Here is a 23,765-nt window from a genome sequence, read left to right on the forward strand (position 1 = left end):
GCGCGTCCCGCGGCGGGAACGCCGGAGGCGGCGGGCGAGGCGGAAACGGCGGGCACGGCGGCGGTCGTGGTGGCGGACGCGGCGGGCACGGTCCCGGCCGGAACGGCGGTTCGGGCGGCCACGGCAGCCAGGGCAACCAGAGCGGCCGGGGCGCGGGCGGCGGCCGTTCGCGGCGGCCGGTGCGCGACGAGCCGCGCAACACCGCCTACGACCTGTTGCGCGCCGTCGACGAGCGCGACGCCTACGCCAACCTGCTGATGCCCGCGCTGCTGCGGGAACGCCGCCTGACCGGGCGCGACGCCGGCCTGGCCACCGAGCTGGCCTACGGCACCCTGCGCGGCCTCGGCACCTACGACGAGGTCATCGCCGCCTGCAGCGACCGCGCCCCCGAGGAGGTGGACCCGCCGCTGCTCGACGCCCTGCGCCTCGGCGTCCACCAGCTCCTCGGCACCCGGGTGCCGCCGCACGCCGCCGTGGGCACCACCGTCGACCTGGTACGGCTCCGCGTCGGCGTGGGCGCGTCGAAGTACGCCAACGCGGTGCTGCGCAGGGTGGCGACCCGGTCGCGCGAGCAGTGGCTGGAGATCGTGGCCCCCGATCCGGAGACCGACCCGGTCGGCCACCTGGCCGTGGTCCACAGCCACCCCCGGTGGATCGTCACCGCGCTGCGCGACGCCGTGGGCGGCGGCTTCGACGAGACGGCCGCGCTGCTGGCCGCCGACAACGAGCGCCCCCGCGTCACGCTGGTCGCCCGTCCCGGCCGCGCGTCGGTCGAGGAACTGCTCCTGGCCGGCGCCCGGCCCGCCGCGTACTCCCCCTACGCCGCCCACCTCCCCGAGGGAGACCCCGGCTCCGTCCCGGCGGTGGCCGAGGCGCGCGCCGCCGTACAGGACGAGGCGAGCCAGCTCGTCGCGCTGGCCCTGACCCGCGTCCCGGTGCCCGGCCGCGACACCCGCTGGCTCGACCTGTGCGCGGGGCCCGGCGGCAAGGCGGGCCTGCTCGACGCGATCGCCACGCACGGCGACCCGGCCGCCCTCGACGCCGGAGCCGGTACGGCCGCCGGGGCCGGGGAGCCCGCGACCACGGCGACCGGAGCCGGCGGGGACGGCCCGGAGGGGCCGGCCGGCTTCGGGGGCGGGGCCCGGCTGCTCGCCGCCGAGCTGCAGTACCACCGCGCCCGGCTGGTCCGGCAGGCCACCCGCGAGGCGGCGGTGATCACCGCGGACGGCACGGTCCCCGCCTGGCGGGCCGGGGCGTTCGACCGGGTCATGGTCGACGCCCCCTGCACCGGCCTGGGCGCGCTGCGCCGCCGGCCGGAGGCCCGCTGGCGGCGCGACCCGCGCAGCCTGCCCGAGCTGGGACGGCTGCAGCGCGCGCTGCTGGACTCGGCCCTGGAGGCCGTCCGGCCCGGCGGGGTCGTCGCCTACGTCACCTGCTCGCCGCACCTGGCCGAGACCTCCACCGTGGTCGGCGACCTGCTGCGCCGCCGCGACGACGTCGAGGCCCTCGACGCCCGCGCGTACCTCCCCGGGATCGAGGGGCTGGGCGAGGGCCCGTACGCCCAGTTCTGGCCGCACCGGCACGGCACCGACGCGATGTTCCTGGCCCTGCTGCGCCGCCGCTGAGCCGCTTTCTCAGGCCCGCCGGGCGGCCCGGCCGCCGAACCGCCTTCCGCTCCCCGGCCCGCCGGGCGGCCCGGCCGCGCGCCGGGCGTGGCGGCCGTCCCCGGGGCGGGTGACCGTACGCTGGGAGACGGGACGGGGGCCGGGCGGGCCCGCCGCGCCGCGGACTCGCTGGCGCGTCCCTGTGGACCTGACGGCCTCACCGGGTTCCAATGGTCTTTTGCGCGTTCGCGGGCGCTCACCGGCCGCCGCACCGACGTGGCGGCGGGTACGGCGGGCCGTCCCGGGCGCGTGACGACCGGCGACGGGACGAGGTGCGGAAAATGTGCGGAATCTCCGGTTGGGTGGACTTCGACCGCGACCTCGGGCAGGCGGGTCGCACCGCCCTGGCCATGACCGCCACCATGGCCTGCCGGGGGCCCGACGACGAGGGACTGTGGCTGGCCCCGCACGTGGCGCTGGGACACCGGCGGCTGGCCGTGATCGACATCGAGGGCGGCCGGCAGCCGATGGCCGCCGAGGAGGACGGCCGGCCGCTGGCCGCCATCACCTACAGCGGAGAGGTCTACAACTTCCGCGAGCTGCGCGACGAGCTCGCCGCCCGCGGCCACCGCTTCCGCACTCGCAGCGACACCGAGGTCGTGCTGCGCGCCTACCTCCAGTGGGGCGACGACTTCGTCACCCGGCTGAACGGCATGTTCGCCTTCGCGATCTGGGACATCCGCCGCGAGGAGCTGCTGCTGATCCGCGACCGGATGGGCGTCAAACCGCTGTACTACCGGCCGACCCCGGCGGGTGTGCTGTTCGGCTCCGAGCCCAAGGCGATCCTCGCCAACCCGCTCGCCCGCCCGGCGGCGGTCGACGCCGACGGCCTGCGCGAGCTGCTCTCACTCGTCAAGACGCCCGAGCACGCGATCTACCGGGGCATGCACGAGGTCCGTCCCGGCCAGATCGTCACGGTGAGCCGCCGGGGCCTGACCCGGCGCCGCTACTGGCGGCTGGAGGCGCGCGAGCACACCGACGACCTCGACACCACCGTCCGGACCGTGCGCGGACTGCTGGACGACATCGTCGAGCGCCAGCTCGTCTCCGACGTGCCGCTGTGCACCCTGCTGTCCGGCGGCCTCGACTCCAGCGCCATCACCGCACTGGCCGCGAAGGCGTCGAAGGAGCACGGCGCGGGCGGCATCCGGTCGTTCGCCGTCGACTTCGCCGGCTACAGCGAGAACTTCCGGCCCGACGAGATGCGCGACACCCCCGACGCGCCCTACGTCCACGACGTCGTACGGCACGTCGCCCCCGACCACAGCGACATCACGCTCGACTCCGCCGACCTCATGGACCACTCCGTGCGCGCCGCGGTCCTGCGGGCCCGCGACCTGCCCGTCGGCATCGGGGACATGGACGCCTCCCTGCTGCTGCTGTTCACGGCGGTCCGCCGGCACTCCACCGTGGCGCTGTCCGGGGAGTCCGCCGACGAGGTGTTCGGCGGCTACCGCTGGTTCCACGACCCGGAGACGGTCGCCGCCGACACCTTCCCGTGGCTGGTGACGCCGGGGGCCGGGCGGTTCGGCGGGCTGGCCGCGCTCCTCGACGACTCCCTGCTGCGCAAGCTCGACCTGCCCGCCTACCGCGCCGAGAGCTACCGCCAGGCGCTCGCCGAGTCGCCGCGCCTGCCGGGCGAGAGCGGCCTGGAGCGGCGCATGCGGGAGATCTGCCACCTGCACCTCACCCGGTTCGTGCAGGTCCTCCTCGACCGCAAGGACCGCATGAGCATGGCCGTGGGGCTGGAGGTCAGGGTGCCGTTCTGCGACCACCGCCTGGTGGAGTACGTCTTCAACACGCCCTGGTCGATGAAGACCTTCGACGGACGGGAGAAGAGCCTGCTGCGCGCCGCCACGGCCGACGTGCTGCCCCGCTCGGTCCTGGAGCGCCGCAAGAGCCCCTACCCCTCCACGCAGGACCCCGGCTACGACGCGGCGTTGCGCGAGCGCGCGGCCCGGCTGCTCGACCGCCGTGACATCCCCGCCGCACCGCTGATCGACGCAGGTAAGGCACGGGACGCGCTCGCCAGGCCCGCCGGCCCCGGCGGCGCCCCGGACGGGGTCCGGGCGCAGCTGGAGGGACTGCTGCCGCCCACCGCCTGGATGGCGGAGTACGACGTTCAGCTCGTCCTCTGATCCGCGCGTCCCGCTCCAGCGGGGAGCGCGGGGCCCGGCGGCAGCGGCCGGGCGCCCAGCCGCCCGGCCAGGGCCAGCGCCACGACGCAGGCGATGACGACGTCGGAGGCCAGCGGGGCCACCCAGGGGCGGTAGACCTCGGCGGCCCAGCGGACGAGCGGGGCGGGCGGGAGCGCGAGCAGCCCCACGGCGCCGGGCAGGTAGACGAGGCTCGTCACGACGCCGCGGACCAGCATCAGCCCGTCCAGGCGGCAGGCGGGCATGAGCGCGAGGAGCGGGAACAGCAGGGCGTCGTACCAGGGGTGTTGCATCGGCGAGGTGAGCAGCCAGCCCAGGCAGCACGCCAGCGCCGGCCGTACGGCCTGCAGCCCGGCCTGCGGTCCGGCCAGTGGACCGGCCAGTGGTCCGGACGGCGCGGCGGGCAGCCGGAGGCACAGCAGCGCGGCGGCCAGGACGGCCGCGCCGAGGGCGAGCCGCCCCTCCAGCGCGGCGGCCTCCGGCCCCTCGCCGAGCGCCGCCGCGACCACCCGCCACGGGTCGGCCAGCGCGCGGGAGGCGACCTTGCCGGCGACGTTCGCCAGCGCCTCCGGGCCCCGCGTGGCATAGGCCGCCGCCAGGGCCGCGAGCGTCCCGGCGGCCGTGGCCGCCAGCGTGGCGGGCGACCGGCGGGCCGCCCAGAACAGGCCGGCCCCGGCCAGCGCGAACGGCGCCTTGACGGCGGCCGCCGCGCCGAGCAGCACGCCCGCCACCAGGCCGCCGCCCACGCCGCCGCTCGCTCCGCCCCGGCCGCCCGAGCCGCCGCGCGGACCGGTGCCCAGGTCGCCACGGCGGGCGGCGAGGAAGGCCCCGAGCAGCAGGAGCGTCCCCAGCCCGTCGACGTGGCCGCCGGCCACCACGTGCCACAGCATCAGCGGGTTGAGGCTCCACAGCAGGTGGGCGCGGACCCGCCGGGCGCGGCCGGGCCCGGCCAGCCGGTCCAGGAGGAGCGCCGACAGCAGGAACGCCAGCCCGGCCATCGCCTTCCAGGCGAAGACCGTGCGGGCCATCGACGCGCCGCCCAGCCACGAGGCGGCCTGCTGCGCCCAGGTGGCCACCGGCCCGTACACCGACGGGGCGTTCCGCCAGGCCGGCGGGGCGAACGCGCCGACCGGGTCGCCCACGGCGTGCAGCCACGCCGGGGCCGTCACGTACGGGTCGTGCCCCAGCGCTGCGATGCGCCCGTAGACCGCATAGTTGAGCACGTCGGTCGAACCGGCGGGCGGCACGAGGACGAGGGCGAGGACGGCCGCCGCCGAGACCGCGAGCATCGGGCCCGGCGCGGGACGCCAGCCCCGGCGCAGCGCGTACAGCCCGGCGCCGGTCCCCAGCGCGCCGGCGACGATCGCCGCGGCGCACAGCAGGATCACCGGGGTGGCGGCGGGCGCGGCCGAGAAGGACCAGGGCGGGCCGTCGCCGCCGAGGGCGGGCACCGCGGCCGAGGGACCCGCCAGGCAGAGGAGCAGCACGGCCGCGACGGCGGAGCCGGTCAGGGCGAGCCCGGCGCGCCCGGCGAGCCGCGCGGCCCGGCGGGGAGCGGGGGCGAGCACCGGCTCCGGCATCGGCTTCCAGATTAGAACACCCACGAACGTAGATCATCTACGACGTTCCGGGGTCCGGCGTCCGGGGCGGCCCGGCGCGGGAACGGCGCTCGCCGGGCGGTGAAGGGGGGCGAGGCGATGGAGGGCGGTGAAAGGCGACGGGGAGAGCCGGTCAAGTGATCGGGAGGGCCGGCGGGGTGACCGGGGCGGCCGGGGGAGGGCCGGCGGGGTGACCGGGGCGGCCGGGGGAGGGCCGGCGGGGGCCGCCCAATAGACTCGGCCGCATCATGGCCGTACAGATCTCACCCAGCATCCTGTCCGCCGACTTCGCCCGTCTCGCCGAGGCGGCCGCGGCGGTTCCCAACGCCGACTGGCTGCACGTGGACGTCATGGACAACCACTTCGTGCCCAACCTGACCCTCGGCCTGCCGGTCGTGGAGTCGCTGCTCAAGGCCACCTCGCTGCCGCTCGACTGTCACCTCATGATCGAGGACCCGGACCGCTGGGCCCCGGCCTACGCCGAGGCGGGCGCGGGCAGCGTGACGATCCACGCCGAGGCCGCCAAGGCGCCGGTCCGCACCCTGCGCGAGATCCGCGCCGCCGGGGCGCGCGCGGGCCTCGCGCTGAACCCGGCCACCCCCGTCGAGCCGTACGAGGACCTGCTCGGTGAGATCGACATGCTGCTGCTCATGACGGTCGAGCCCGGCTTCGGCGGGCAGAGGTTCCTCGACATGGTGCTGCCCAAGATCCGCCGGTCCCGCGAGCTGATCGACGCGCACGGCGGCCGGCTCTGGCTGCAGGTGGACGGGGGCGTGTCGGAGCACACCATCGAGCGCTGCGCCGAGGCGGGCGCGGACGTCTTCGTGGCGGGCAACGCCGTCTACGGCGCCGACGACCCGGCCCACGCGGTGGACGTCCTGCGCTCCGTCGCAGGCAAGATCGGCCCGGCCGGCGAGAACGCCTGACCGGCGAGATCGGCCCGGCCCGAGAGAACGCCCGGCCCGAGAGAACGCCCGGCCGGCCCGTCCGCTCCCGCCGGGGTTCTGTCATGCTTGTGTCATAGGCCCGAGACGTGTCGCCCCCGGTCACCCGGGGGTGCCCACGCGTTCACGACGGGAGGTGACGCATGGATCACGGGCTGTTCGGACCGGGCTCGGTGACCTGGCGCGTGATGGGCGAGCCGATCCTGCTGGTCGGCGGGTTCAGGGCGCTGCTGATGCAGGGCCTGCACCCCAGGGCGATGCGCGGGGTCGCGCAGAACTCCGCGCTGATGGACCCGGCCGAGGCGTGGTCGCGCTTCCTGCGCACCTCCGAGTTCGTCCGGGTACGGACCTACGGCACGACCGCCGAGGTCGCCGCGGCCGGGGCCAGGGTCAGGAAGATCCACTCCCGGCTCCGGGCCTTCGACCCCGACACCGGGGAGCGCTACCGCCTCGACGACCCCGACGCGCTGGCCTGGGTCCACGTCGGCGAGGTCGACTCCTACCTGTCGGTCGCCCGGCGGGCCGGGGTGCGGCTGAGCGACGCCGAGGCCGACCGGTTCGTGGCCGAGCAGCGGCGCGCCGCCGAGGTCGTCGGCCTCAGCCCGGACGCCGTGCCCGGCTCGGTCCGCGAGATGCGCGACTACATCGAGGCCCGCCGTCCCGGCCTCTACTTCGCCCCCGAGGTGCCGCACCCGCTGCGCCAGTCGATCACCCAGTCCATCAGCGCGCCGCTCCCGCCGTACCTCCTGCCGTTCAAGCCGGTCCTGCCCGCGCTGACCGTGCTGGCCTTCGCCACCATGCCGCGCTGGGCACGCAGGCTGTACGGCCTGCCCGGCACGCCGTTCGGCGACCTGTGGGCCACCGCCACCCTGCGGGCGCTGCAGACCGGCATCGGCCTGGTCCCCACCCCGGTGCGCTACAGCCCCGACGCCCGCCGGGCGCGGCGCCTGACGGCCGGGCGGGCCGCCTGAGCCGTCCGGGCCGCCCTTGAGGGGGTTCCGGCATTCGGTAGGGGTGTTCCATGCGGTTTGCCGCGCGTGGCACACTGATGTACGGGGACGCCGACCTTCGGCGAGGCGTTCCTTGAAAGGCAAGAGCAGCGTGCTCCGGGGTCGGTGAAACTCCGAACCGGCGGTTACAGTCCGCGACCCGGTCGAATCCATCGACCGGTTGACCCGGTGGAATTCCGGGACCGACGGTTAAAGTCCGGATGGGAGGAAGCGCGCGAGCGGGAGGAGTGTCTTCGGGCACCCTTCCGCCGATGACGGTGCGGGCCGCCGCCGCGAGCGGCGCGCGTGCCGTCGTGATCTCCCCCGGGGCCGCCGTGGCAGGCAAAGCTACTGGCGACGAGGAGACCCGGGTGACTGATCTGGCGCACATGCGCCGGGCGATCGAGCTCGCCGCGCGCGGACACGGCACCACCAGCCCCAACCCCGTGGTCGGATGCGTCGTCCTCGACGCCTCGGGCCGGGTGGCGGGGGAGGGGTTCCACGCCCACGCCGGCGGCCCCCACGCCGAGGTGGTCGCGCTGCGCGCCGCCGGCGAGCGCGCCCGGGGCGGCACCGCCTACGTCACCCTCGAACCCTGCGACCACACCGGGCGCACCGGGCCCTGCTCCGCCGCGCTGCTGGCGGCGGGCGTCGCCCGCGTCGTCGTCGCGGTGCGCGACCCCAACCCGCAGGCCGCCGGCGGCGCCGAACGCCTGCGGCGGCACGGGGTGACGGTGGAGACCGGCGTCCTCGCCGCCGAGGCCGAGCGCGGCAACGCCGAGTGGCTGACCTCCGTACGGCTCGGCCGCCCGCACGTCACCTGGAAGTACGCCGCGACGCTGGACGGCCGCTCGGCCGCCGCCGACGGCACCAGCCAGTGGATCACCTCCCCCGAGGCCCGCGCCGACGTGCACCGCCTGCGCGCCGAGGCCGACGCGGTCGTGGCGGGCATCGGCACCGTCCTCGCCGACGACCCCTCCTGACCGCCCGCCCCGCCGGCGGGCCGCCCGCCCGGCAGCCGCTGCGCGTGGTCGTCGACTCCGCCGCCCGCACCCCCGCCGGCGCCCGCGTCCTGGACGGCGAGGCGCCCACCCTGGTGGCGGTCGCCGCCGACGCCGACCCCGTCGCGGTCAAGGCCATCGCCGGGCGGGCCGAGGTGGTGCGGTTGCCGCGGCGCGAGCCGTACGGCCTCGACCTGGCGGAGCTGCTCGCCGAGCTGCGCCGCCGGGAGGTCGTCGGCGTGCTGCTGGAGGGCGGGCCCACGCTCGCGGGCTCGTTCCTGCGCGAGGGCCTGGTGGACCGGGTCGTCGGCTACCTCGCGCCCGCGCTGCTGGGCGCGGGGGCCGCCGCGCTCGGACCGGCCGGCGTCGCCACGATCGCCGGCACCCACCGGCTGGAGTTCGAGGATGTCACCCCCACCGGCCCGGACCTGCGGCTCACCGCCCGGCCGATACCCCTTCGAGGAGATGCGGATGTTCACCGGAATCGTTGAGGAGCTCGGCGAGATCGCCGCGGTCGAGCCGCTGCCGGACGCGGCGCGGCTGTCGGTCCGCGGCCCGGTCGTGACCGCCGACGCCCGGCACGGCGACTCGATCGCCGTCAACGGCGTCTGCCTGACCGTGGTGGAGGTGGACGGCGACGTCTTCACCGCCGACGTGATGAAGGAGACCCTGGACCGCAGCTCCCTCGGGGCGCTGCGGCCCGGCTCCCCGGTCAACCTGGAACGGGCCGTCCGCGCCGACGCGCGCCTGGGCGGCCACATCGTCCAGGGTCACGTCGACGGCACCGGCACACTGCTGTCACGTGAGCCGGGCGAGCACTGGGAGGTCGTCAGGATCTCGCTGCCGGCCGAGCTGAACCGCTACGTGGTCGAGAAGGGCTCGATCGCGGTGGACGGCGTCAGCCTGACCGTGGCGGGCGTGGACGGCGAGAGCCTCACCGTCAGCCTGATCCCCACCACGCTGCGGCTCACCACCCTCGGCGCCAAGCGGCCGGGCGACCCGGTGAACCTGGAGGCCGACGTCATCGCCAAGCACGTGGAGAAGCTGACCGCCGGATACGTCCCCGGGGGCCGGGCGTGAACTGGGCGCAGGCGGGATTCGAGGTCCTCGGCACGAAGGTGCTCTGGACCGACCTGGTCGGCAACGTCGCCGCCCTGGCCACGGTGCTGCTGGCGATGCGCAGGTCGCTGTGGACCTGGCCGGTGCAGCTCACCGGCGCGGTGCTGCTGCTCGTCGCCTCCCTCACCGCGCACATCACCGGCAACGCCCTCAAGCAGGTCATGTTCGGCGGCCTGGCGATCTACGGCTGGTGGCGCTGGTCGCGCGGCATCCGCGACGGCGGGAGCCTGCCCGTGCGGCCCGCACGGCCCGCCGAACGCGCCGGGATGATCGCGACCCTGCTGATCGGCACGATCGCGGTGGGCGTCGTCTTCTACGTCGCCAAGCTGTCCTGGGGCGCGGCCGTCCCGCCGCCCGAGGGCTACTACCTGGTCGCCGCCGACGCCTACATCTTCGTCGGCAGCGCCGTCGCCACCTGGGCGCAGGGGCGGGCGCTGGTCGACTTCTGGATCGTCTGGGTGGCCGTCGACCTGGTCGGCGTGCCGCTGGCCTTCAAGTCCGGACTCGTCGTGTCCGGGGCGGTGTACGGGGTGTTCTTCGTGCTCGTCCTGGCAGGGCTCCTGAACTGGCTCAAGGAGTACCGCTCCTCCCGGGCGGCACTCGTCCCCGAGGAGGCGCTGTGACCGTGCTCGACCCGATCGAACGGGCCATCAACGACATCCGCGACGGCCGCCCCGTCGTGGTCGTCGACGACGAGAACCGCGAGAACGAGGGTGACATCATCTTCGCCGCGGCCCGCGCAACCCCTTCGCTGCTGGCCTTCACCATCCGCCACACCAGCGGCGTGATCTGCGTGTCGATGCCCGGCGAGGCCCTCGACCGGCTCGGCCTGCCGCTGATGGTGGCCGACAACCGCGAGCGGCTGCGCACCGCCTACACGATCAGCGTGGACGCCCGCGACGGCGTGACCACCGGCATCTCCGCCGCCGACCGGGCCAAGACGATCCGCACCCTGTGCGACTCGGCGACCGAGCCCTACGAGCTGGTACGGCCCGGCCACGTCTTCCCGCTGCGCTACCGCGAGGGCGGCGTGCTGGCGCGGCGCGGCCACACCGAGGCGGCCGTCGACCTCGCCAGGCTGGCGGGGCTGACCCCGGCGGGCGCGCTCGCCGAGGTCGTCAACGACGACGGCACCATGAAGCGGCTGCCCGAGCTGCGCGAGTTCTGCGACGAGCACGACCTGGCGCTGGTCTCCATCGAGCAGCTCGCCGAGTTCCGCCGCAGGACCGAGCGGATGGTGAACCGGGTCGCCGAGACCCGGCTGCCGAACCGCCACGGGATGTGGCGCGCCTACGGCTACTCCAGCGCCCTGGACGGCGGCGAGCACCTCGCCCTCGTCTACGGCGACCTGGAGGACGGCGAGAACGTCCTGGTCCGGGCCCACTCCGAGTGCCTGACCGGCGACGTGCTCGGCTCGCTGCGCTGCGACTGCGGGGTGCAGCTCGACAACGCCATGTCGATGATCGCCGAGGAGGGCCGCGGGGTGGTCGTGTACCTGCGCGGCCACGAGGGGCGCGGCATCGGGCTGCTGGCCAAGCTCCGCGCCTACAGCCTGCAGGACACCGGCAGCGACACCGTGGACGCCAACCTGGAGCTCGGGCTGCCGGTGGACGCCCGCGAGTTCTCCAACGCCGGGCAGATCCTCTCCGACCTGGGCGTGAAGTCGGTCCGGCTGCTCACCAACAACCCGGCCAAGCTGCGCGGGATGGACGGCTACGGCGTCAAGGTGCTCGGCCGCGAGCCGATGCCGGTGGCGATGAACCCGTACAACGAGAGGTACCTCACGGCCAAGCGTGACCGCCTCGGCCACGACATCGGACAGGAACCACCGGGAGGGGCGATGACCCGAGAGATCGGCGGGCGGACCGCGCCCGGCGCACCGGACGTGCCGGGCACGCCGGGCACGCCGGGCACGTGGGACGCGGCGGCGGTGCCGGGCGCCGCCGGCGCGTCGGGCACGGCGGACGTGCCGGCCGCGCCGGGCGTCCGCGGCGGGCGGGAGGACGCGTGAGCGGCACCGGAAGGCCCCCGGCCGACGCCGCCGACGCCGCCGGGCTGACCGTCGGCATCGTGGCCGCCCGGTGGCACGCGGAGATCACCGACCGGCTCGTGGAGCGGGCCGTCCAGGCCGCCCGGGACAGCGGCGCCGCCGAGACCGTGGTCCGGGTGGCCGGGTCGCTGGAGATCCCCGTCGTGGCCCAGGCGCTGGCCGCCCGCTGCGACGCGGTCGTCGCCCTCGGGGCGGTGATCCGCGGGGAGACCGCCCACTTCGACTACGTCTGCGACTCGGTGACCTCCGGCCTGACCCGGATCTCCCTCGACGAGCGGACGCCGGTCGGCAACGGCGTGCTGACCTGCGAAACCCTCCAGCAGGCGCTCGACCGCGCCGGGCTGCCGGGCAGCAAGGAGGACAAGGGCTACGAGGCCACCGTCGCCGCCCTGGAGACCGCGCTGCTGCTGCGCGACCTCGCCCCCGGCGAGGCGGCCCGCTAGGGACCCCGCGGGTCCCGGCCGCTTCCGGGGCCCGCTTCCAGGGTCCGCTTCCGGGATCGTCCCGCCCGCTCCCGGGGTTCGCGGGCCGGCCCGCCGGTCCCGTCGCGGCCAGGCGGCCCGGTGGCCCGTGCCGTCCGTGCCGTCCGGGCCGTCCGGGCCGTCCGGGCCGTCCGGGCCGTACAGACGCCCGCCGGTCCGCCGCGGCGCGGTCCGGCCGAGCCGCGGGCACGGGCCGCCGGGGGTGTGCGATAGATTTCGTCAGGTGCCGTGATTGCCGTCACAACCGCTCTGAGCGGCGGTTTCCCGAAGGATCGTGATCATCCAGTGAGCCCCGAGAGCGTCCCCGCGCCCGCGCTGCCCGTCGTGTGGCGGCCGAAGAAGGGCCGGGTCGTGGCCTACGGTTTCGCCGGGTTGGTCATGCTGGGCGCGCTGGTGATGGCGTTCGTGCTCCCCGAGCCGTTCGGCCTGGCCGACCGGATCGCGATGGTCGCGCTCGGCGGGGTGATCGCCTGGCTGCTTCACCGGCTCGGGAGGTGCCGGGTGGAGGCCGACGAGCAAGGCGTCACCGTGGTCAACCCGCTGCGGGTGCACCGCTACGAGTGGCCCGAGGTCCTGGGGGTGACGCTGGTCGAGAGCGAGCCCTGGGCCAAGATCGACTTCGCCGACGGCGCGACCGTCGGCGCCATGGGCCTGCAGGGCTCGGAGAAGGACCGGACCGTACGGCAGGTCCGCGAGCTGCTGGCGCTCATCCGGGAGCGCGGGGAGACCGAAGAGCGCCGCTGAACGCCGCCGAGCGTCACTGAGCGCCTCGGGCCCGGTCCACCCGATGGGGCCGCCGGATCCGGGAGCCGTCGAGCGCCGTCGAGCGCCGCCGGGACCGGCTGGTCCGCCGGAACCGGACACCGCCGGAACCGGACACCGCCGGAACCCCTGGAAACGGGTGGGCGGGCGTAGCCTGATGTGGTGCGGACGACCGACGTGTCAGACCTCGGCTCGCCCGGCGAGCTGGCCGGGCTGCTCGACCGGCAGGCGTACCTCGCCGGCGAGGGGCTGGCCACCGCCGCCTTCCTGGCGCTGCGGATGGGCCGCCCGCTGCTGCTGGAGGGCGCGGCGGGGGTCGGCAAGACCGAGCTGGCCAGGGCCCTGGCCGCCGTGCTGGACGCGCCGCTGATCAGGTTGCAGTGCTACGAGGGCCTCGACGGCCCCCAGGCCCTCTACGACTGGGACTTCGCCCGCCAGCTCCTGCACCTCAAGGCCGCCGAGGCGGGCGGGGCCGCCGACCCGGCCCGCCTGGAGACGGAGGTCTACGACCGGCGCTTCCTGATCGCCCGGCCGCTGCTGCGGGCGATCGAGACCTGGCCCAGCGTGCTGCTGATCGACGAGGTCGACCGGGCCGATGTGGAGTTCGAGGCGATCCTGCTCGAGGTGCTCTCCGACTTCGCGATCTCCGTCCCGGAGCTCGGCACGATCCGCGCCGAGCGCCCCCCGGTCGTCGTGCTGACCTCCAACCGCACCCGCGAGGTGCACGACGCCCTGAAACGGCGCTGCCTCTACCACTGGCTGGAGCACCCCTCCTTCGACCGCGAGGTCGAGATCCTGCTGCGCCGCCTGCCCGCCTGCTCCGAGGCGCTCGCGCGGCAGGTCGCCCGCGCGGCCGGGCGGCTGCGCGGGGCCGACCTGGTCAAGCCGCCGGGGATCGCCGAGACCCTCGACTGGACCGAGGCCCTGCTGACCCTCGGCGCCCGCGACCTCGACCCCGCCCTGGCCGCCGCCACGCTCGGCGCCCTGCTCAAGCACCGGGAGGACCACGAGGCCGCGCTCGGGAACGGGCTGTTCGATGACCTCCGCCGCTGACGGCCGTGATCCGGCCGACCGTGATCCGGGCGGCCGTGATCCGGGCGGCCGTGATCCGGCCGACCGCGACCTGGTCGCCGTCATGACCGGTTTCGCCCGGACACTCCGGGCCGCCGGGGTCCCCGCCGACCACGCCAGGACCCAGGGGCTGCTGCGCGCGCTGTCCCACCTGGACGCCGCCCGGCCCGGGGACGTCTACTGGGCCGGCCGGCTCACCCTGTGCGCCTCCGCCGAGGACCTGCCCCGCTACGACCGGGTGTTCGCGGCCTACTTCGGGGGCCTGCGGGCGGGTCCCGCCCGGTCCGCGACGGTGACCGTCACCCGGCACGTCGCCACCCTCGCCGGCGAGTCCGGCGACGGCGGCGAGCGCGAGTCCGCGGCGCGGCCGGCCGGCGCCAGCGAGCTGGAGGTGCTGCGCAACCGGGACGTGGCCAGGCTGACCGCCGCCGAGCTGGCCGAGGTGCACCGGCTGCTGGCCCTGCTCCGGGCCGGGCGCGAGCGGCGCAGGTCGCGGCGGTCCCGGCCGTCGCGGCGCGGACGGCTCGACCCCGCCGCGACGATCCGCGAGACCCTGCGGCGCGGCGGGGAGACCGCCCGGCTGCGCCGCCGCGTCCACCGCACCAGGCCCCGCCGGGTCGTGCTGATGATCGACGTCAGCGGCTCCATGACCCCCTACGCCGACACGCTGCTGCGCTTCGGCCACGCCCTCGTCGCCACCGAGCCCGGGGCCACCGAAGTGTTCAGCGCCGGCACCCGCCTCACCCGCGTCACCGCCGAGCTGCGCCGCCGTGACCCGGCCGCCGCGATGGACGCCGTGTCCCGCGCCGTCCCCGACTGGAGCGGCGGCACCCGCCTGGGGGAGGAGCTGCGCCGGCTCCTCGCGCTGAACGACGCCCGCGGCGCGACCGTGGTCATCGCCTCCGACGGGTGGGAACGCGGCGACGTCTCGCTGCTGGGCGCGCAGATGGCCCGGCTGTCGCGGGTGGCGCACCGGGTGATCTGGGTCAACCCGCACCGGGGGCGGGAGGGCTACCGGCCGCTCACCGCCGGGATGCGCGCGGCCCTGCCGTACGTCGACGACTTCGTCGCCGGGCACAGCCTGGCGGCGTTCGAGGAACTGGCCGCGCTCCTGGGAGGGGCTCATGCGTGATGTGTTGTCGCAGATCGTGCGGTGGTGGGCGGCCGGTGAGACGTTCGGCCTGGCCACCGTGGTGAGCACCTTCCGCAGCGCGCCCCGCCCGCCGGGCGCCGCCATGGCCGTGTCCGGCGAGGAGGCCGAGGGCAGCGTCTCGGGCGGCTGCGTCGAGGGCGCCGTCTACGAGCTGGCCCGCGAGGTGGCCGCCTCCGGCGTCCCGGTTCTGCAGCGGTACGGCGTGAGCGACGACGACGCCTTCTCGGCCGGTCTGACCTGCGGGGGCATCCTCGACGTGTTCGTCGAGCCGGTCTCGCGCGAGGCGTTCCCCGAGCTGGGGGAGGTGGCCGGGTCGGTGTCCGCCCGCGAGCCGGTGGCGGTGGCGACCGTGCTGTCCGGGCCCGGCCGGACCGGCGCCCGCCGGATCGTCTGGCCGGACCGGGCCTCCGGCTCCCTCGGCGGGGACCGGCTGGACGACGCCGTCGACGACGACGCCCGCGGCATGCTCGCCCAGGGGATCACCGGGATCCGCCGGTACGGCCCGCACGGCGAGCGGCGGCTCGACGACCTGGCGGTCTTCGTGCACTCCTTCGCCCCGCCGCCCCGGATGCTGGTCTTCGGCGCGATCGACTTCGCCGCCGCGGTGGCCAGGATCGGCAAGTTCCTCGGCTACCACGTGGTCGTCTGCGACGCCCGGCCGGTCTTCGCCACGGCCAGGCGCTTCCCCGACGCCGACGAGGTCGTGGTCAGGTGGCCGCACGACTACCTGACCTCGATCACCGTGGACGAGCGCACCGCGATCTGCGTGCTCACCCACGACCCTCGCTTCGACGTGCCGCTGCTGGAGGTCGCGCTGCGCACCCCGGCCGGCTACGTCGGCGCGATGGGCTCGCGCCGTACCCACGAGGACCGCCTGGAGCGGCTGCGGCAGGCCGGGCTGGGGGAGGCCGAGCTGGCGCGGCTGCGCTCGCCGATCGGGCTCGACCTGGGCGCGCGGACCCCCGAGGAGACGGCGGTCTCCATCGCCGCCGAGCTGGTCCAGCTGCGCTGGGGCGGTTCGGGACGGCCGCTCACCGGCGGCTCCGGGCGCATCCACGGGGACGGGGTCAGGCGGTGACCCGAGGGACCCCGGGCGCCCCGGGGACTCCGGAGCCCCCGGACCCGTGGATCCACGGGGCGGGCGGACCCGCCGAGCCGCTCACCGCCGGGCTGCTGCTGGCCGCCGGGGCGGGCTCGCGGCTCGGCACGCCCAAGGTGCTGGTCGAGTTCCGGGGCGAGCGGCTGGTCGACCGCGGGGTGCGGACGCTGCGCGAGGGCGGCTGCCACCCGGTGGTCGTCGTGCTCGGGGCCGCGACCGCACAGGTGCGCGGGGCGGTGACGGTGCGCAATCCCCGGTGGCGCACCGGCATGGGCTCCTCCCTGCGCGCCGGCCTGGCCGCGCTGCCGGACGACGCCGAGCGGGTCGTGATCGCCCTGGTGGACCAGCCGTTCGTCGGCCCGGAGGCGGTGCGGCGGCTGATCCGGGCCGCGCGGCAGGGCGCGTCGGTGGCCGTCGCGGCCTACGGCGGGGCGCCGAGGAACCCGGTGCTGATCGCGAGGGAGCACTTCGGGAGGGTCGCCGCGATGGCGACCGGCGACGTCGGCGCCCGGCCGTTCCTGCGGGCCCACCCCGAACTGGTCGTCGCGGTGGCCTGCGACGACGTGGGCGACCCGGCCGACATCGACACCCCGGCCGACCTGTCGGCGCTGCGGGAGCGGTGACCTAGAAGCGCAGGGTGGCCACGGCCGCGCGGTGGTCGCTGCCCGCGGCCTCCTCGACCGCCGCGCCGGTGGCGACCAGGCCGCGGTAGAGGATGTGGTCGGGCCGGGTGACGGGGAAGGACGCCGGCCAGGTGAAGCCGAGCCCCGACCCCGCCTCCTGCTGGGCGTCCAGCAGCGGGGGCACCAGGCCGGAGCGGTTGCGGTCGGTGGTGGCGGTGTTGAGGTCGCCGAGCAGGAGCAGGCGCCGGCTGGTGTCGGCGTCGATGATCCGCCGGACGTAGGAGAGGTTCTTGTCGCGCATGGCCGTCTCGCCGGGACGGGCCGAGGCCAGGTGCATGACGTAGACGGTAACCCTGCCCTTGGGGGTGCTCAGCACGGCCCGCAGCGCCCGCGCCCAGGCCAGGCCGATGTCCGCCTTGCGAGCCTCGATGATCGGGAACCGGCTCCACAGGCCCACCGTCGTGACCTGGTAGTGGTACGGGAGGGCCTCGCCGAGCGCCTTCGCCGCCGGGCCGCCCGGGGTGAGCTCCTGCACGGCGACGAGGTCCCTGCCCTCGGCCAGCGCCCGTACGGCCCGCCCGGAGGCGGCGTTGGTCACCCCCACGTTGAGCGTGGCGACCGACAGGTCGCTCGGCCCGCCGGGCGGCCTGCGCAGCAGGGCGGGGCCGAACATGACCCCCCACACGGCCGCCGGGACCAGCGCGGCGGCGACGGCCTTCCACGAGCGGGCCGGCAGCGCGCCCAGCAGCAGGAGCGGTACGGCGACGCCGAGCCAGGGCAGCCCGCTCTCCAGCACCGGTGTGAACCCGCCGAGGTCCGGCAGGAGCCCGTGGCCGCCGAGGACCAGGGCCAGCGCCCCCGCCAACACGATGATCATCCGCTCGAGCACTGCGCTGCTCCCCGCCCGCTTGACCATGATCCTCCACTGCCCCCGGAACGCGTACGCTACCGGCTTCGCGGCGCGAAGGGGGGCGCTTGGTGGCCGGCCGGTGAGTCGATAGCCTGTCCTGTGAAGGCAGCGGAACATCATTCGGTTTCCCGAGGCCGCCCGGGCGACCACGTAAGCCGGCGGGGCCCGCGGGCGGACCCGGACGCGTGCGGAAGGACGATCTCACGATGCGCATCGGCATGGCCCTGAACTACTCGGGGGGCTTCAAGGAGACGGTGGCCGAACTGGCCGACTACGAGAAGGCGGGGCTCGACATCGTCTTCGTGGCCGAGGCGTACAGCTTCGACGCGGTGAGCCAGATGGGCTACATCGCGGCGAGGACGGAACGGCTGCAGATCGCCTCCGGCATCCTGCCGATCTACTCCCGCACCCCGACCCTGCTGGCCATGACCGCCGCCGGCATGGACTACGTCTCCGACGGCCGCTTCACCCTGGGCCTGGGCGCCTCGGGGCCGCAGGTCATCGAGGGCTTCCACGGCGTGCCGTACACCGCGCCGCTGGGCCGTACCCGCGAGGTCGTGGAGATCTGCCGCCGGGTCTGGAGGCGCGAGCGCCTGACCTACGAGGGCAGGTACTACAACGTCCCGCTGCCCGCGGACCAGGGCACCGGCCTGGGCAAGCCACTGAAGATCATCAACCGTCCGGTCCGGGACCGCATCCCCATCGTGATCGCCGCCATCGGGCCCAAGAACGTCGAGCTGGCCGCGGAGCTGGCGGAGGGCTGGGAGCCGATCTTCTACATGCCGGAGAAGGCCGCCGACGTCTGGGGGGCGTCCCTGGCCGCGGGGAAGGCCAGGCGCGACCCGGCCCTGGGCGAGCTCGACGTCATCGCCCAGGCGCCGCTGGCCATCGGCGAGGACGTGTCGGAGTGGCTGGAGCTGGGCCGGCCGATGGCCGCCCTCTACATCGGCGGCATGGGCGCCAAGGGCAAGAACTTCTACAACGACCTCGCCCGCCGCTACGGCTACGAGAAGGAGGCCGAGCAGATCCAGAACCTCTACCTCGACGGCAAGAAGGACGAGGCCGCCGCGCTCGTCCCCGGGGAGCTGCTGGAGCAGATGTCGCTGATCGGCCCGGAGAGCCACGTCCGCGAGCGCCTGGCGGTGATGCGGGACTCGGGCGTCACCACGATCAACGTCGCCCCGCTGGGCCGCACGCACGCCGAGCGGGTCCGGCTGATCGAGAAGGTCAGGGACCTCGCGTCCTGACCCCGCGCGTCTTTTCCCGGAAGGGGGCACGGCTCAGGCCGGCCCCCTTCTCGCGTCCGGGGGCCCGCCGTTCCGCGCCGGTCATTGACAAACCCTCTGATCTTTCCTGAAATGTGAGGTGGATCACAGAGAAAGGGGGAATCATGGGGCGAACCGGCTGGTTTTACCCCCTCGTGAGGTTCTCTCCGGTGATCGTGTGGCTCGTCGAGCGGCTGCACGTCGATCTGTGCCGCACCAGCAGCCGTCTCTGTCGCTGACCCCGGTCCACCCTCGATCACCCCCTTTCCTCACCGGCACGACCGTGTCCGCTCCGGCGTGCCTTTTTCCGAAAGTCTCTTCATGAAGAAGTTCTCCTTCTCCCTGCAACTACTGCTGGGTCTGGCCGTCGGCATCGTCCTCGGCTTCGTCGCCCGGGCCGGCGACGTCGCCTGGCTCACCGCCACCCTGACCGAGGTCGGCAAGATCTTCGTCCAGCTCCTCAAGCTGGCCGTCCCGCCGCTGGTCTTCACCGCCGTCATCGTCAGCGTGGCCAACCTGCGCAACGTCAACGGCGCCGCCCGGCTGGCCGGCAAGACGCTGCTGTGGTTCCTGGGCAGCTCGCTGATCGCCGTGGCGTTCGGCATCGGCCTCGGGCTGCTGCTCAACCCGGGACAGGGCGTCACCATCTCCACGGCGGGCGCCAAGGCCCCCGACCTGGAGGGCGCCGGCACCTGGGTCGACTTCCTGACCGGCATCATCCCGACCAACATCGTGACCTCCTTCACCGAGGTCAACGTCCTGCAGATCGTCTTCCTGGGGGCCGTCCTCGGCGCCGCCGCCATCGCGGTGGGGGAGAAGGCCAAGCCGTTCCTCGACCTCGGCCAGTCCGTCCTGGAGCTGGTCCAGAAGGCCCTGTGGTGGATCATCCGGCTGGCCCCGATCGGCACCGCCGGCCTCATCGGCAAGTCCATCGCCACCTACGGCTGGGACCTGCTGGCCCCCCTCGCCAAGTTCAGCGCGGGCGTCTACATCGGCTGCGCCCTGGTCCTGCTCGTCAGCTACCCGCTGCTGCTGGCCCTCGCCGGCAAGGTCAGCCCGCTGACCTTCTACCGCAACGCCTGGCCCGCCATCGAGCTGGCCTTCGTCTCCCGCTCCTCGGTCGGCACCATGCCGCTCACCCAGCGCGTCACCACCGAGCGCCTCGGCGTGGACCGCGACTACGCCTCCTTCGCCGTGCCGTTCGGGGCGACCACCAAGATGGACGGCTGCGCCGCGATCTACCCGGCCCTGGCCGCGATCTTCGTGGCGCAGGTGTTCGGCGTCCCGCTCGGGGTGGGCGACTACCTGCTGATCGCGTTCGTCTCCGTGGTCGGCTCCGCCGCCACCGCCGGCCTGACCGGCGCGATCGTGATGCTCACCCTCACCCTCAGCACGCTCGGCCTGCCGCTTGAGGGCGTCGGCCTGCTGCTGGCGATCGACCCGATCCTCGACATGATCCGCACCGCCACCAACGTGGCCGGCCAGATGGTCGTGCCGGTCATCGTGGCCCGCTCCGAGGGCAGGCTCGACGAGGCGGTCCTCAACGCCCCGCCGCAGCCGCTGGACGAGGCGCCCGCTCCCGCCCCCACTCCCGGCCGCGGCCGCGGCGGAGCCGAGCCGCTTCCGGCCTGACGCCCCACGCCTGAGGGCGGGTCCCGGTCCACCGGGGCCCGCCCTCCGCGCGTTCCGCGCCGGATGCCCGTACGGGCGCCCCGCCCCGCCCGCCGGTGATCCGTACGGCGCGCCCGTACGGGGGCCGCCTCGCCCCTGCCCGCCGTGATCCGTACGGCGCGTGCCCCGTCCCGGCCGGGTGGCGCGGAAAGTCTGGCCGGGTGGCACGGGAAGAATCGTGAAACGGGCAATACCATGCCTTAATGACCGTCACCCATGCCCGGCGCCGCGAGCGCCTGGCGGCCCTGCTCCCCGCCTGCGAGGCGGACGCGATCCTGGTCACCGGCGGCGTCAACGTCCGCTACCTGACCGGCCTGGACAGCTCCAACGCGGCCCTGCTCGTCCGGGCCGACGCCCGCGCCGCGCTCGCCACCGACTCCCGCTACGCCGAGACCGCCCGGCGGGTCTGCCCCGACGTCGAGGTGATCGAGGACCGCGACGTCACCGGGGCCCTGGCCACGGCCGCCCTGGACGGCTCGCCGCCCGGCCGCCTCGCCGTCGAGGCCCACCGGATGACGGCGGACGTCTACTTCACGCTGGGCGGGGACCTGCTGCGGCTGTCCGGCCTGGTGGAGTCGGTGCGCCGGGTCAAGGACGAGGAGGAGATCGGCCTGCTGCGCACCGCGTGCGAGCTGACCGACCGGGCGTTCGCCGAACTGCTTCCCACGCTGCGGCCCGGCCTGACCGAGCGGGAGGTCGCCCGGACGCTGGAACGCCTCATGGCGGACCTGGGCGCCGACGCGCCCGCCTTCGCCACGATCGTGGCGAGCGGGCCCAACGGCTCCATCCCGCACCACTCGCCCTCGGACCGGCCCCTCGCCCGCGGCGACCTCGTCACGATGGACTTCGGGGCGCGCTACGGCGGCTACCACGCCGACATGACCCGGACGGTGGCGATCGGCGAGCCCGCCGGCTGGCAGCGCGAGCTGTACGACCTGGTCCGCGCCGCCCAGCGCGCGGGCCGCGAGGCCGTACGGCCCGGCGCCGCCACCCGCGAGGTGGACGCCGCCGCCCGCGACCTCATCGCCGAGGCCGGCCACGGCGGGCACTTCGGCCACGGCCTCGGGCACGGCGTCGGACTGGAGATCCACGAGGTGCCGTTCCTGTCTCCGGCCCCGGCCGCCGCGAAGACCGAGCCAGGGCGCGGGCACGCTAGACTAGAGGATCGAGTACCGGTCACCGTTGAGCCCGGGGTCTACATACCTGGCAGGGGCGGCGTCCGCATCGAGGACACGCTCGTGACACGTGATGACGGACCGGAACTTCTCACACGGACGACCAAAGAGCTGCTTGTCCTTTAAGAGCGGCCGTACGCAGGAGAAACTAGTGGCGACGACGAACGACCTCAAGAACGGCCTGGTGCTCAAGCTCGATGGCGGCGAGCTCTGGACCGTCGTGGAGTTCCAGCACGTCAAGCCCGGCAAGGGTGGTGCGTTCGTCCGCACCAAGCTGAAGAACATCCTGTCGGGCAAGGTCGTGGACAAGACCTTCAACGCGGGCGTCAAGGTCGAGGTGGCCAACGTCGACAAGCGGGAGATGCAGTTCTCCTACATGGACGGCGACGAGTTCGTGTTCATGGACACCGAGACCTACGACATGCTCAACGTCTCCAGGGTCGCGGTCGGCGACGCCGCGAACTACCTGCTGGAGAACATGCTCGCCACCGTGGCGATCAACGAGGGCAACGTCCTGTACGTCGAGCTCCCGGCGGCGGTCGAGCTGACCATCGCCGAGACCGAGCCGGGCCTGCAGGGCGACCGCTCCACCGGCGGCACCAAGCCCGCCAAGCTGGAGACCGGCGCCGAGATCAAGGTGCCGCTGTTCATCACGACCGGCGAGAAGGTCAAGGTCGACACCCGCACCGGCGATTACCTCGGCCGCGCCTGATGTCGGCACGCGGTAAGGCGCGCAGGCGCGCGCTCGACATCCTGTTCGAGTCGGAGGCGCGCGGCGAGGACCCTCTCAAGATCCTCGCGGAGCGCCTGGAGCGGGCCGACCCGCCGGTCAACGAGTACACCGCGGCGATCGTCGAGGGCGTGTGCCGTCACCGTGACCGCATCGACGAGCTGATCACCACGTACTCCGAGGGCTGGACCCTCGACCGCATGCCCGCGGTCGACCGCAACCTGCTGCGCGGCGGCACCTACGAGCTGCTGTGGATGCCCGACGTCCCCGAGGGCGTCGTCATCAGCGAGTGGGTCGGTCTGGCCTCGGAGCTGTCCACCGACGAGTCGCCGCAGTTCGTCAACGGGCTGATGGCGCGGTTCAAGCAGCTCAAGCCCTCCCTGGCGCTGTAGGGCCCGGCTCCGGCCGGCCCCTGCGACCCCCGCCGCCCCCGGTTCCCCGGAGGGCCGCCGGGGGCCGCGCGCGGGCGCGGCCGTAGGCTGGGCTGGTCACCGGCCAGAGGGAGGCGATCCGAAGTTGCGCGCCGTAGGCACTTCACGGCAGTCAGGTACCCCGGCGGTCCGCACCGCCGTGGTCTGGGACGTCCTGCGGGCGGTGCTCGCCGAACGGTCGTCCGCCACCGGCCGGGACCGGCTCGACATCGTCGACGCCGGGGGCGGCACGGGGGGCTTCGCCGTACCGCTGGCCGAGCTGGGGCACGCCGTCACGGTCGTCGACCCCAGCCCCGACTCGCTGGCGGCCCTGGAGCGGCGCGCCGCGGAGGCGGGGTGGGCGTGCGCGCCCTGCAGGGCGACGCCGCCGACCTCGGTGACCTGCTCCCGGCCGGCTCCGCCGACCTGGTGCTGTGCCACAGCGTGCTGGAGTACGTCGAGGACCCGGCTGGGGCGCTGGCCGCCATGGGCGGCCTGCTGCGCGCGGGCGGCGTGATCAGCGTGCTGGCCGCCAACCCGGTCGCCGCCGCGCTGCACCGTTCGGTCGCCGGCCGGTTCGACGAGGCCCGCGAGGTCCTGGGCGATCCCGAGGGCCGCTGGGGCGACCGCGACCCCACGCCCCGCCGCTTCACCCGCGAGGCCCTGTCCGGGCTCCTCGCCGGGGCCGGGTTCACCCCGGCGACGCCCACGGCGTGCGGATCTTCGCCGACCTGGTGCCCAGCCGGCTGCTCGACGGCGAGCCGGGCGCGGCGCGCGCGCTGGTCGCGCTGGAGCAGGCGGCCGCCGCGCACCCGGTGCTCCGGGACATCGCGACCCAGCTGCACGTCCTCGGCCACCGATGAGGGTTGTGCCGAACGCCTGTTCCCATAGGA

Annotated in this window: 20 protein-coding genes, 2 pseudogenes and 1 riboswitch; of the genes and pseudogenes, 20 read left to right on the plus strand and 2 right to left on the minus strand. The window is 75.0% G+C overall.

What is annotated here, in order from left to right:
* The first annotated feature begins 179 nt into the window (after positions 1-179).
* Both ACQP10_RS12100 and asnB read left to right on the plus strand, forming a co-directional pair.
* Positions 180-1,625, plus strand: coding sequence for an RsmB/NOP family class I SAM-dependent RNA methyltransferase (locus tag ACQP10_RS12100; RefSeq protein WP_399499590.1), 1,446 nt, complete (start codon positions 180-182; stop codon positions 1,623-1,625).
* A 320-nt stretch (positions 1,626-1,945) separates the two neighbouring features.
* Entirely contained in the window at positions 1,946-3,802 is a 1,857-nt protein-coding gene (asnB, locus tag ACQP10_RS12105; RefSeq protein ID WP_433541375.1) for an asparagine synthase (glutamine-hydrolyzing), read from the plus strand.
* On the opposite strand, the gene mptB is transcribed toward asnB, so the two are convergent.
* Complete coding sequence (mptB, locus tag ACQP10_RS12110) at positions 3,787-5,424, minus strand: polyprenol phosphomannose-dependent alpha 1,6 mannosyltransferase MptB (RefSeq protein WP_433541376.1); 1,638 nt, start codon at positions 5,422-5,424, stop codon at positions 3,787-3,789. The two genes, asnB and mptB, sit on opposite strands and share 16 nt — an antisense overlap.
* 242 nt (positions 5,425-5,666) lie before the next feature.
* On the opposite strand from mptB, the gene rpe reads away from it, so the two are divergent.
* The 12 genes and pseudogenes from rpe to ACQP10_RS12170 all read left to right on the plus strand — a co-directional run bounded on the left by rpe (position 5,667) and on the right by ACQP10_RS12170 (position 16,711).
* Positions 5,667-6,344, plus strand: coding sequence for a ribulose-phosphate 3-epimerase (gene rpe, locus ACQP10_RS12115; RefSeq protein ID WP_179818440.1), 678 nt, complete (start codon positions 5,667-5,669; stop codon positions 6,342-6,344).
* Between the two features lie 161 nt (positions 6,345-6,505).
* Positions 6,506-7,333, plus strand: a complete 828-nt coding sequence (locus ACQP10_RS12120) for an oxygenase MpaB family protein (RefSeq protein ID WP_346020341.1) — start codon at positions 6,506-6,508, stop codon at positions 7,331-7,333.
* Between the two features lie 126 nt (positions 7,334-7,459).
* A riboswitch (FMN riboswitch) is annotated at positions 7,460-7,590 on the plus strand.
* 150 nt (positions 7,591-7,740) lie between these two features.
* Positions 7,741-8,843 (plus strand): annotated as a pseudogene (gene ribD, locus ACQP10_RS12125) (bifunctional diaminohydroxyphosphoribosylaminopyrimidine deaminase/5-amino-6-(5-phosphoribosylamino)uracil reductase RibD).
* The gene (locus ACQP10_RS12130) at positions 8,824-9,432 is read left to right on the plus strand and encodes a riboflavin synthase (RefSeq protein ID WP_179818438.1); all 609 of its coding nucleotides are present in this window, start codon (positions 8,824-8,826) and stop codon (positions 9,430-9,432) included. The pseudogene ribD and the gene ACQP10_RS12130 overlap by 20 nt, the downstream one beginning before the upstream one ends.
* Positions 9,429-10,094, plus strand: coding sequence for a nicotinamide mononucleotide transporter family protein (locus ACQP10_RS12135; protein WP_433541377.1), 666 nt, complete (start codon positions 9,429-9,431; stop codon positions 10,092-10,094). The genes ACQP10_RS12130 and ACQP10_RS12135 overlap by 4 nt, the downstream gene beginning before the upstream one ends.
* On the plus strand, positions 10,091-11,482 hold the full coding sequence (locus ACQP10_RS12140) for a bifunctional 3,4-dihydroxy-2-butanone-4-phosphate synthase/GTP cyclohydrolase II (protein WP_433541378.1): 1,392 nt from the start codon (positions 10,091-10,093) through the stop codon (positions 11,480-11,482). The genes ACQP10_RS12135 and ACQP10_RS12140 overlap by 4 nt, the downstream gene beginning before the upstream one ends.
* On the plus strand, positions 11,479-11,964 hold the full coding sequence (gene ribH / locus ACQP10_RS12145) for a 6,7-dimethyl-8-ribityllumazine synthase (protein WP_389998077.1): 486 nt from the start codon (positions 11,479-11,481) through the stop codon (positions 11,962-11,964). The genes ACQP10_RS12140 and ribH overlap by 4 nt, the downstream gene beginning before the upstream one ends.
* 324 nt (positions 11,965-12,288) lie before the next feature.
* A complete protein-coding gene (locus ACQP10_RS12150; protein WP_346020336.1) occupies positions 12,289-12,747 on the plus strand; it encodes a PH domain-containing protein in 459 nt (152 codons plus the stop codon).
* A gap of 180 nt (positions 12,748-12,927) precedes the next feature.
* Entirely contained in the window at positions 12,928-13,818 is an 891-nt protein-coding gene (locus ACQP10_RS12155) for an AAA family ATPase (RefSeq protein WP_346020335.1), read from the plus strand.
* Positions 13,802-14,968: a vWA domain-containing protein gene (locus ACQP10_RS12160; RefSeq protein ID WP_433541379.1), complete on the plus strand. Its 1,167-nt coding sequence runs from the start codon at positions 13,802-13,804 to the stop codon at positions 14,966-14,968. The genes ACQP10_RS12155 and ACQP10_RS12160 overlap by 17 nt, the downstream gene beginning before the upstream one ends.
* Positions 14,961-16,067, plus strand: coding sequence for an XdhC family protein (locus ACQP10_RS12165; RefSeq protein WP_179818432.1), 1,107 nt, complete (start codon positions 14,961-14,963; stop codon positions 16,065-16,067). The genes ACQP10_RS12160 and ACQP10_RS12165 overlap by 8 nt, the downstream gene beginning before the upstream one ends.
* A 50-nt stretch (positions 16,068-16,117) precedes the next feature.
* Positions 16,118-16,711, plus strand: a complete 594-nt coding sequence (locus ACQP10_RS12170; protein ID WP_346020935.1) for a nucleotidyltransferase family protein — start codon at positions 16,118-16,120, stop codon at positions 16,709-16,711.
* Between the two features lies 1 nt (position 16,712).
* Here ACQP10_RS12170 and ACQP10_RS12175 read toward each other — a convergent pair whose 3' ends face one another.
* Positions 16,713-17,600 carry an endonuclease/exonuclease/phosphatase family protein gene (locus ACQP10_RS12175; RefSeq protein ID WP_179818431.1) on the minus strand — a complete coding sequence of 296 codons (888 nt, stop codon included), beginning with the start codon at positions 17,598-17,600 and terminating at the stop codon, positions 16,713-16,715.
* A 227-nt stretch (positions 17,601-17,827) separates the two neighbouring features.
* Here ACQP10_RS12175 and ACQP10_RS12180 point away from each other — a divergent pair, with 227 nt between their 5' ends.
* The 6 genes and pseudogenes from ACQP10_RS12180 (at position 17,828) to ACQP10_RS12205 (ending at position 23,735) form a co-directional block, all read left to right on the plus strand.
* Positions 17,828-18,868 (plus strand): LLM class F420-dependent oxidoreductase, encoded by a 1,041-nt coding sequence (locus ACQP10_RS12180; RefSeq protein ID WP_179818430.1) that lies wholly within the window; start codon positions 17,828-17,830, stop codon positions 18,866-18,868.
* Positions 18,869-19,207: 339 nt separating this feature from the next.
* On the plus strand, positions 19,208-20,518 hold the full coding sequence (locus ACQP10_RS12185; protein ID WP_346020331.1) for a dicarboxylate/amino acid:cation symporter: 1,311 nt from the start codon (positions 19,208-19,210) through the stop codon (positions 20,516-20,518).
* Positions 20,519-20,760: 242 nt separating this feature from the next.
* Positions 20,761-21,858, plus strand: coding sequence for a M24 family metallopeptidase (locus tag ACQP10_RS12190; protein WP_433541380.1), 1,098 nt, complete (start codon positions 20,761-20,763; stop codon positions 21,856-21,858).
* 25 nt (positions 21,859-21,883) lie between these two features.
* Complete coding sequence (gene efp, locus ACQP10_RS12195; RefSeq protein ID WP_179818427.1) at positions 21,884-22,444, plus strand: elongation factor P; 561 nt, start codon at positions 21,884-21,886, stop codon at positions 22,442-22,444.
* On the plus strand, positions 22,444-22,854 hold the full coding sequence (gene nusB / locus ACQP10_RS12200) for a transcription antitermination factor NusB (protein ID WP_179818426.1): 411 nt from the start codon (positions 22,444-22,446) through the stop codon (positions 22,852-22,854). The genes efp and nusB overlap by 1 nt, the downstream gene beginning before the upstream one ends.
* Positions 22,855-22,978: 124 nt before the next feature.
* A pseudogene (locus ACQP10_RS12205) lies at positions 22,979-23,735 on the plus strand (methyltransferase domain-containing protein).
* Positions 23,736-23,765: the final 30 nt, after the last annotated feature.

Source organism: Streptosporangium sandarakinum, from assembly GCF_050942225.1.
GTDB lineage: Bacteria > Actinomycetota > Actinomycetes > Streptosporangiales > Streptosporangiaceae > Streptosporangium > Streptosporangium nondiastaticum.